Consider the following 6,485-nt stretch of genomic DNA (forward strand, 5'->3'; position numbering starts at 1 on the left):
GGTTTCGATGACAAATGCAAGCGATGACACTGCAAGCGAATTTATTAAGCGTCCCTCAAGGCCAGTTTCATTTAACGCGCTTGCCTAAGCGAGAACGCGAACTCTTGCAACCCTTTGATGCGGCTGATGAATATGTGTTAACGCAGCTTGCTGAACAACCCTTGTTAAACAACGCTAGCGTTCTGATTCTTAATGATAGTTTTGGTGCGTTAGCAGTCGCTTTAAGCGCGTATCAGCCTTATGTGGTATCGGACTCGTATTTATCGCAACAAGCCACACTCATTAATTTAGCTGAGAATGGTTTGTCATGCGATTCGGTTACATTACTGACCAGTCTAGCCCAGCTGCCGACATGTTTTGATACGGTGTTGATTAAATTGCCTAAAAACTTAGGTTTATTAGAAGACCAATTGTTACGTCTTAGGCCGTATCTTACGCCTTGTGCTCGCCTTATTGCGGCGGGTATGGTTAAGCATATACCAAGCTCAGTTTGGCGCTTATTTGAAACTATTATCGGGCCTACCGAAACGTCGCTGGCTAGGAAAAAAGCGCGCTTAATCAGTGTGACTGTTAACCCTAAATTGGATGCGCCAAGTAATCCTTACCCTATTTATTATCGCTTAGAAAATACAGTATTTTTAATCGCTAATCATGCTAATGTTTTTTCACGCGATAAGTTAGATATAGGTACGCGTTTTTTTCTTACAGTATTTGCCAGTAAAACCTGATGCTAAAGATATTATTGATTTAGGCTGTGGTAACGGGGTGGTGGGCTTATTAGCGGCCCAGTTAAACCCTCAAGCAACGCTTTGTTTTATCGATGAGTCGTTTATGGCGTTAACGTCTGCTGAAGAAAATTTCCGCCGCGCTTATGGTACTACAAAACCGGCTAGTTTTATCGCCGCTGATGGCTTAACGACAACAGCTAGTCATTCAGCCGATTTAATTTTATGCAATCCGCCGTTTCATCAGCAAACAACGGTAGGCGATGCGGTGGCTGTTACGATGTTTCAACAAGCGAAGCGGGTATTACGAAACAACGGTGAATTGTGGGTGGTAGGTAATCGACATTTAAATTACCATCAGGTATTGAAACGTTTTTTCAATGCTGTCGAGTTGGTAGCCAGTAATGCAAAATTTGTGGTACTAAAAGCGCATACGGCTAGATAAAAGAAAGACCTAAAAGCAAGCGCTTTTAGGTCTAAAATTAGGAGGGTTTAAGCGGGAGTTACATTTTCCGCTTGAGGACCTTTCTGCCCCTGAGTTACATTCATAGTAACTTTTTGACCTTCACGCAACGTCTTACGGCCTGAACCGTTAATCGCGCTGTGGTGAACGAAAACATCTTTACCGCCTTCTTGTTCAATAAATCCGAATCCTTTTTCATCATTGAACCATTTTACGGTACCTACAACTTGCTCTGACATAACACACTCTTAAATAAAAAATAACGCCTAACGGCTTCAAAACGCCCAGACTAAAAAAAGTCTGGCTTTAATGCAAACTGCATCCCATAGTAGCATTAAAAGTGTTAACGGCAAAACATTTTAGCTGAGTTGATAAAACATTTATGATTTAAAGGAAATTTACCGTACCCGTTTTTTGCTAAGTTGTTGTTCTATAATGGTGTGGCTAAAAAGGCTAGTTAAGATTAAAGTGGTACCGAGAATCACTTGTGGACTAAACGGTTCGTGGTTAAAAAAGGTGGCCGACAATCAATGCCAACACGGGTGCTAAAAGCGAAATAAACGCGACTTGAGTGGCGGAAAGTTTAGTAAGCAAAAAATAATACAAAGTAAATCCAGCGGTTGTAGCAATAAAGCCTAAGTAAGCAATAGACCACAAGCCTTTTAGTGTTAACTTTGTAGGCACAGTGCCATCGAGTAAATACCAAGTTAGTAAATAACACGGTAGCGCTAATAACAAACCGCCGGTGACTTGTATTTGAGCGGAAAGTTTTGCGTTTAACACTTTAATCCAGACAGCGCTTAGTGATTGCAATAGTGATGACAAGATAACGCCTGCAATACCTAAGACAGCTTGTGTTCCTAAGGGTAGGGCAGAGGCAAACATTAAGCTCATGCCAGACAAACCTAAGCCATACGAGCAGAGTTTTCCAGGTGTTAAGCTACGTTCGCGCAGCCATAATGCCGTTATGCACGCAGTAAGCAAAGGAGCTATACCGGCAACTACGGATACCCAGCCGGATGGAATAAACTGTGATGCCCAGTATACCGCCATCATAGCGCCATAAATTTGGATAGCGACCGACACATAGGTTAAGCACGCGGTTTTATGCCAAACTAAACGGGTTCGGGTAAACAATAAGATTAGCATAAAACACAGTGTACCGATTAACATCCTAGACGTAATGCCAAATAAAAAACCCGCATCTTGGCTACTCCATTGAATGGCTAACGGTGTCGTAGACCAGAGGGCAACAACGAAGATATAAGCCAAAATAACGCGCATGAAGAAGAATTGGGCTAACAGAGGCTCTATTGAGGGGTACAGGTTGGAGATTAAGGACAGTTATCCAACCTGTACCAGAAAAATTAGACGGATTCGTCAGAAGCTGTTTCAGTGGTTTCGCTAACACCTTCAGTAGCAGCAGGCTCTTCGGTGGGTGCTGTTGTCGTTTTAGCGACAGGTACTGCTTTTTTAGGAAGGTTGTCGATAAAGTTGATAAACCAATCCTGTTCTAAAACATTAGTCATATCCGGGTCATGTAAAATCTCATCGGTGTCAGGTAGGCTGCCGTGGTCGCGCGAGAACTCCAACGCGTTTAAACAAGCCTCTTGCTCGTTACGCAATGCATAAATACAAGCTAAGTTATAAGATGCCGTACCTTTGTGAATAGCATTAGCGGTTTCAAATTGTGTTAACGCAAGCTCGTATAACTCATCGGCTGGTGCTACTTGTTTAAGTCTGGCCAAATCCATATAGGCAACGCCACCGTTAATAGCCGCACCTAAGTAACTTGGGTTAATCAGCATACAAAATTCAAATTTTTTAATCGCATCCAAGTACAGTTTTTCTGCTTCACTGTCTGATTTTGTTTTTGCCTGATGTAATAAAGCAAACCCCCAGTGATACAACGTGTCGGCGCGCAGTGAGTCATCTAGCATGACCTCAGCAAAACCTTGGTAAGCGCCTTTAAATAAACTATCGGCAACACTGCCTTCACTTTTGCGCGCTTGCGCTGTTTGTCTAATAGTGGCATCTAACTTAGAGCGTTTTTGAAAAATTGATAAAATCTGCATGGTTAATCCTCTTGTTATAATGTATGGCACTGCATTTATAGCATATCAGTTTTTCACCTCGCCAGTTTATCCTATTGCTTAAGGTCTGCGCTGGCGCGGCTTAGATTTAGACGTGGGTCTAGTTGGTTTTGTTTTTGTCGGAGTAATAGCCTGTTTACGCTTGGGCGTTGTTGGTTTATTTGATGAATTGGTCTTGTGAGGTTTTTTGTTATCAGATTGAACCGACAAGGACACCGGCTCATAACCCGTATCCGCAACACGCGGCAGTTTTCGCTGCAGAAATTTTTCTATTTCAGCTAATTGATAGGCTTCTTCAGGGCATACTAGCGATATAGCATGACCTGTTGCCCCTGCACGACCGGTACGGCCAATTCTATGAATATAATCCTCAGCGACTTGCGGTAAATCGAAATTAACCACAACTGGTAAATCGTCTATATCTAAGCCTCTAGCGGCCACATCGGTAGCGACTAATGCTTGTACCGCACCGGTTTTAAACCAATCCAGCGCTTTATTGCGAGCTGCTTGGGTTTTATCGCCATGCAATGCCGCTGTTTTAATGCCATCGGTAATTAATTGCTTTTGCAAGCGATCCGCGCCATGTTTAGTACGGACAAAAATTAGGACCTGCCGCCAATTTTTACTACCGATTAAATACGACACTAATTCACGTTTGTGCTCACGCGGGATAGCATAGACTTGCTCAGAAATTTTTTCCGCCGTGCTATTAGTTTGACCTACTTGAATATGTTTAGGCTGTTTTAGCCATTGTTGCGCAATGTTTTGTATGGCGTTTGAAAAAGTTGCCGAGAATAATAAGGTTTGGCGCTGATTGGGTAGTAATGCGATTACCCGTTTTATTTCAGGTAAAAAACCCATATCTAACATGCGGTCAGCTTCATCTAAAACCAATATTTCAATATTCGATAGATTAACGTTGCGTTGTTGGACGTGATCGAGTAATCGGCCGGGTGTCGCAATAACTATATCTACACCTTGTTTTAACAAGCGTATTTGCATGGCCATATTAACCCCGCCCACAATAGCCTGTGAGCGAATAGGCAAATATTTACCATAGACGTTAATCGCTTCGGAAACTTGTAAGGCTAATTCACGCGTAGGTGTTAATACTAATGCTTTAGGCGTTTTGTTGGCTGGATTTGAACCAGCCGCCGCAAGCATTTGTAGCATAGGCAAGGTAAAACCGGCTGTTTTGCCTGTACCTGTTTGTGCGCCCGCTAAGACATCGTGACCTGCTAAAATAAGCGGAATAACTGATTCTTGTATGGGCGTGGGGGATTGGTAATTTTGGTCGGAAATCGCTTGTAACAAAGCGGGTTCTAGCCCTAAACGAGCAAATGGCATGGAAACCTCAAGTGTTTGTGAGTTGCAGTGATTAACCGCCCGTCATGTTCATGTGACGTAAAATAATCGGCTGCTCATGAATATTAAAATGATGTTGTTCGGGTTTAAGCACCATTGCATCAATAATGGTTTGGCGTAATAACGCCTTATCGCCTGGTGCGGTGCGCATGATGGCTTTTAAATCCACTGAATGTTCATTACCTAAACAAAGTAATAATCTTCCTTCAGCAGTTAACCGTACTCGGTTACAGGTGCTACAAAAGTTAGCGCTATGGGGCGAAATAAAACCGATTTTGCTTGTGCTACCGGGTAAGACAAAATAATTCGATGGCCCGCCGGTTTTTTCTAAACTAGGAATTAAGTCAAAATAGCGCTGCAGTTCGGCTTTGATTAGCTCGCTAGAATAATATGCCTCGGAACGATTATGTTGGTTAACCATACCTAGTGGCATTTCTTCGATAAAACTAATATCAATATCTTGCTTAACAGCAAACCTCACTAAATCAACAACTTCAGCGTGATTGCGCCCTTTTAAAATAACCGCATTAATTTTAATGCGCTTAAATCCGAATTGACGGGCTTTAGCAATCCCTGCTAACACTTTCACTAAATCGCCAGTGCGGGTCAGGGTTTTAAAAAGCTCAGGATTTAAGGTGTCTAAGCTAATGTTAATCCGCTTGACTCCGGCTGCGTATAAGTCTTCAGCCATGTGCTCTAATTGCGAGCCATTTGTCGTGATGACTAGCTCTTCTAAGCCGGATAATGCGCTTATTTGCTTGAGTAGCTCTAATACGCCTTTGCGCACTAATGGTTCACCACCGGTAATGCGGATTTTTTTTACGCCTAACCCAACAAAGGTCTCTGCAATGGTGAATATCTCTTCTAGCGAAAGAATATGCTCGCGCGGTAAAAACACCATGTCTTCCGCCATGCAATATACACAACGAAAGTCACAACGGTCAGTAATGGAAATGCGTAAATAATCGACTGTTCTGCCAAAACGGTCTACTAAACGGTTTGTTTCAGGACGCGTTAACATAGTTTATATGGCTGGAAAAACGCTAAATCATAGCATGATTGTAAGCTATTCGGGTGCTTGGTTTATTGAATCTTCTATATTTAGCTTTATTGAAAATAACAGATGAGGTATTGTTACTTGTTTTATTTACTTATCTATATACTTAGCATGGTGTCTAATTAATGGGCTATATTCAGCTCTCTTTTTTTGGCTACCCACTTAAGACGGGACAATACTAAGCCGGGACAGGGCATTCAGAGCGCAGGACGCCGTAAATACGTCCCTGTAGGCTTGGCGGCAGCATCCCTGCTGCCGACACCTGTTCTCGTGTGCCCTGTCCCGGCTTAAGTGGGTAGCCCTTTTTTCAAAATACTGTTAAATGATTTTTATTAAGGAGTTTGAAATGCAAACACGGGTATCAGCACGAATGAATACCTATTTGTTATTAGCGGTTGGGTTACTCAATTCGGCTAATGGTTTAGCGGCTGAGCAAAAAACATATACCAGACCGCCGACGGCGGCGTTTGAGAGTCAAATGTCGGACGCGTTGCTTGGTAATGGTAAATATCAAAAACCAGTCTGGAATTTACATGACCTCTTAGGTTTACCAAAGTGGTTAACGCTAGGTATAGAACAACGTACCCGTTATGAAACCATGGACGGTAGCTTTAAAGCCAATGGTAAAGGCGGCGACCAACAAATTCCTTTGCAGCTTGATGTTTGGTTGGAAGCCATATGGGCAATTTTTTTCGTCTAGGAGGCGAGTTTTTAGATGCTAGACAAATGGGCTCTGATGAAGGCACAGGGCTTAATACAACGCATGTTGATGAAGCCGATTT

At 42.6% G+C, this 6,485-nt stretch carries 8 protein-coding genes; 3 read left to right on the forward strand and 5 right to left on the reverse strand.

The features are described from left to right. The first annotated feature begins 14 nt into the window (after positions 1 to 14). Positions 15 to 728: a 23S rRNA (guanine(1835)-N(2))-methyltransferase RlmG gene (locus VZ94_RS32065; RefSeq protein WP_338040369.1), complete on the forward strand. Its 714-nt coding sequence runs from the start codon at positions 15 to 17 to the stop codon at positions 726 to 728. Next, positions 712 to 1,170, forward strand: a complete 459-nt coding sequence (locus tag VZ94_RS32070; RefSeq protein WP_338040370.1) for a class I SAM-dependent methyltransferase — start codon at positions 712 to 714, stop codon at positions 1,168 to 1,170. Before VZ94_RS32065 ends, VZ94_RS32070 begins: the two co-directional genes overlap by 17 nt. 47 nt (positions 1,171 to 1,217) lie before the next feature. Here VZ94_RS32070 and VZ94_RS11645 read toward each other — a convergent pair whose 3' ends face one another. The 5 genes from VZ94_RS11645 to moaA form a co-directional block, all read right to left on the reverse strand. Continuing rightward, complete coding sequence (locus VZ94_RS11645; protein ID WP_045779356.1) at positions 1,218 to 1,427, reverse strand: cold-shock protein; 210 nt, start codon at positions 1,425 to 1,427, stop codon at positions 1,218 to 1,220. Positions 1,428 to 1,695: 268 nt separating this feature from the next. Further along, positions 1,696 to 2,472 (reverse strand): DMT family transporter, encoded by a 777-nt coding sequence (locus VZ94_RS11650; protein ID WP_239649874.1) that lies wholly within the window; start codon positions 2,470 to 2,472, stop codon positions 1,696 to 1,698. Positions 2,473 to 2,555: 83 nt separating this feature from the next. After that, complete coding sequence (locus VZ94_RS11655; protein ID WP_045779357.1) at positions 2,556 to 3,263, reverse strand: TPR end-of-group domain-containing protein; 708 nt, start codon at positions 3,261 to 3,263, stop codon at positions 2,556 to 2,558. Between the two features lie 78 nt (positions 3,264 to 3,341). Next, positions 3,342 to 4,628 (reverse strand): DEAD/DEAH box helicase, encoded by a 1,287-nt coding sequence (locus VZ94_RS11660; RefSeq protein ID WP_045779358.1) that lies wholly within the window; start codon positions 4,626 to 4,628, stop codon positions 3,342 to 3,344. Between the two features lie 31 nt (positions 4,629 to 4,659). Further along, positions 4,660 to 5,667 (reverse strand): GTP 3',8-cyclase MoaA, encoded by a 1,008-nt coding sequence (gene moaA / locus VZ94_RS11665; protein WP_045779359.1) that lies wholly within the window; start codon positions 5,665 to 5,667, stop codon positions 4,660 to 4,662. A 382-nt stretch (positions 5,668 to 6,049) separates the two neighbouring features. Between moaA and VZ94_RS11670 the strand changes: the two genes are divergently transcribed. Next, positions 6,050 to 6,403 (forward strand): hypothetical protein, encoded by a 354-nt coding sequence (locus tag VZ94_RS11670; RefSeq protein WP_192828632.1) that lies wholly within the window; start codon positions 6,050 to 6,052, stop codon positions 6,401 to 6,403. Positions 6,404 to 6,485 lie beyond the last annotated feature (82 nt).

This window comes from Methylocucumis oryzae (assembly GCF_000963695.1).
Classification (GTDB): Bacteria; Pseudomonadota; Gammaproteobacteria; order Methylococcales; family Methylomonadaceae; genus Methylovulum; species Methylovulum oryzae.

What these genes read in the sequence shown, in the direction of transcription:
- VZ94_RS32065 (WP_338040369.1), top strand. Translation starts at nt 15, where the DNA reads ATGCAAGCGATGACACTGCAAGCGAATTTATTAAGCGTCCCTCAAGGC.
- VZ94_RS11645 (WP_045779356.1), bottom strand. Translation starts at nt 1,427, where the DNA reads ATGTCAGAGCAAGTTGTAGGTACCGTAAAATGGTTCAATGATGAAAAA.
- VZ94_RS11650 (WP_239649874.1), bottom strand. Translation starts at nt 2,472, where the DNA reads ATGCGCGTTATTTTGGCTTATATCTTCGTTGTTGCCCTCTGGTCTACG.
- VZ94_RS11655 (WP_045779357.1), bottom strand. Translation starts at nt 3,263, where the DNA reads ATGCAGATTTTATCAATTTTTCAAAAACGCTCTAAGTTAGATGCCACT.
- VZ94_RS11660 (WP_045779358.1), bottom strand. Translation starts at nt 4,628, where the DNA reads ATGCCATTTGCTCGTTTAGGGCTAGAACCCGCTTTGTTACAAGCGATT.
- moaA (WP_045779359.1), bottom strand. Translation starts at nt 5,667, where the DNA reads ATGTTAACGCGTCCTGAAACAAACCGTTTAGTAGACCGTTTTGGCAGA.
- VZ94_RS11670 (WP_192828632.1), top strand. Translation starts at nt 6,050, where the DNA reads ATGCAAACACGGGTATCAGCACGAATGAATACCTATTTGTTATTAGCG.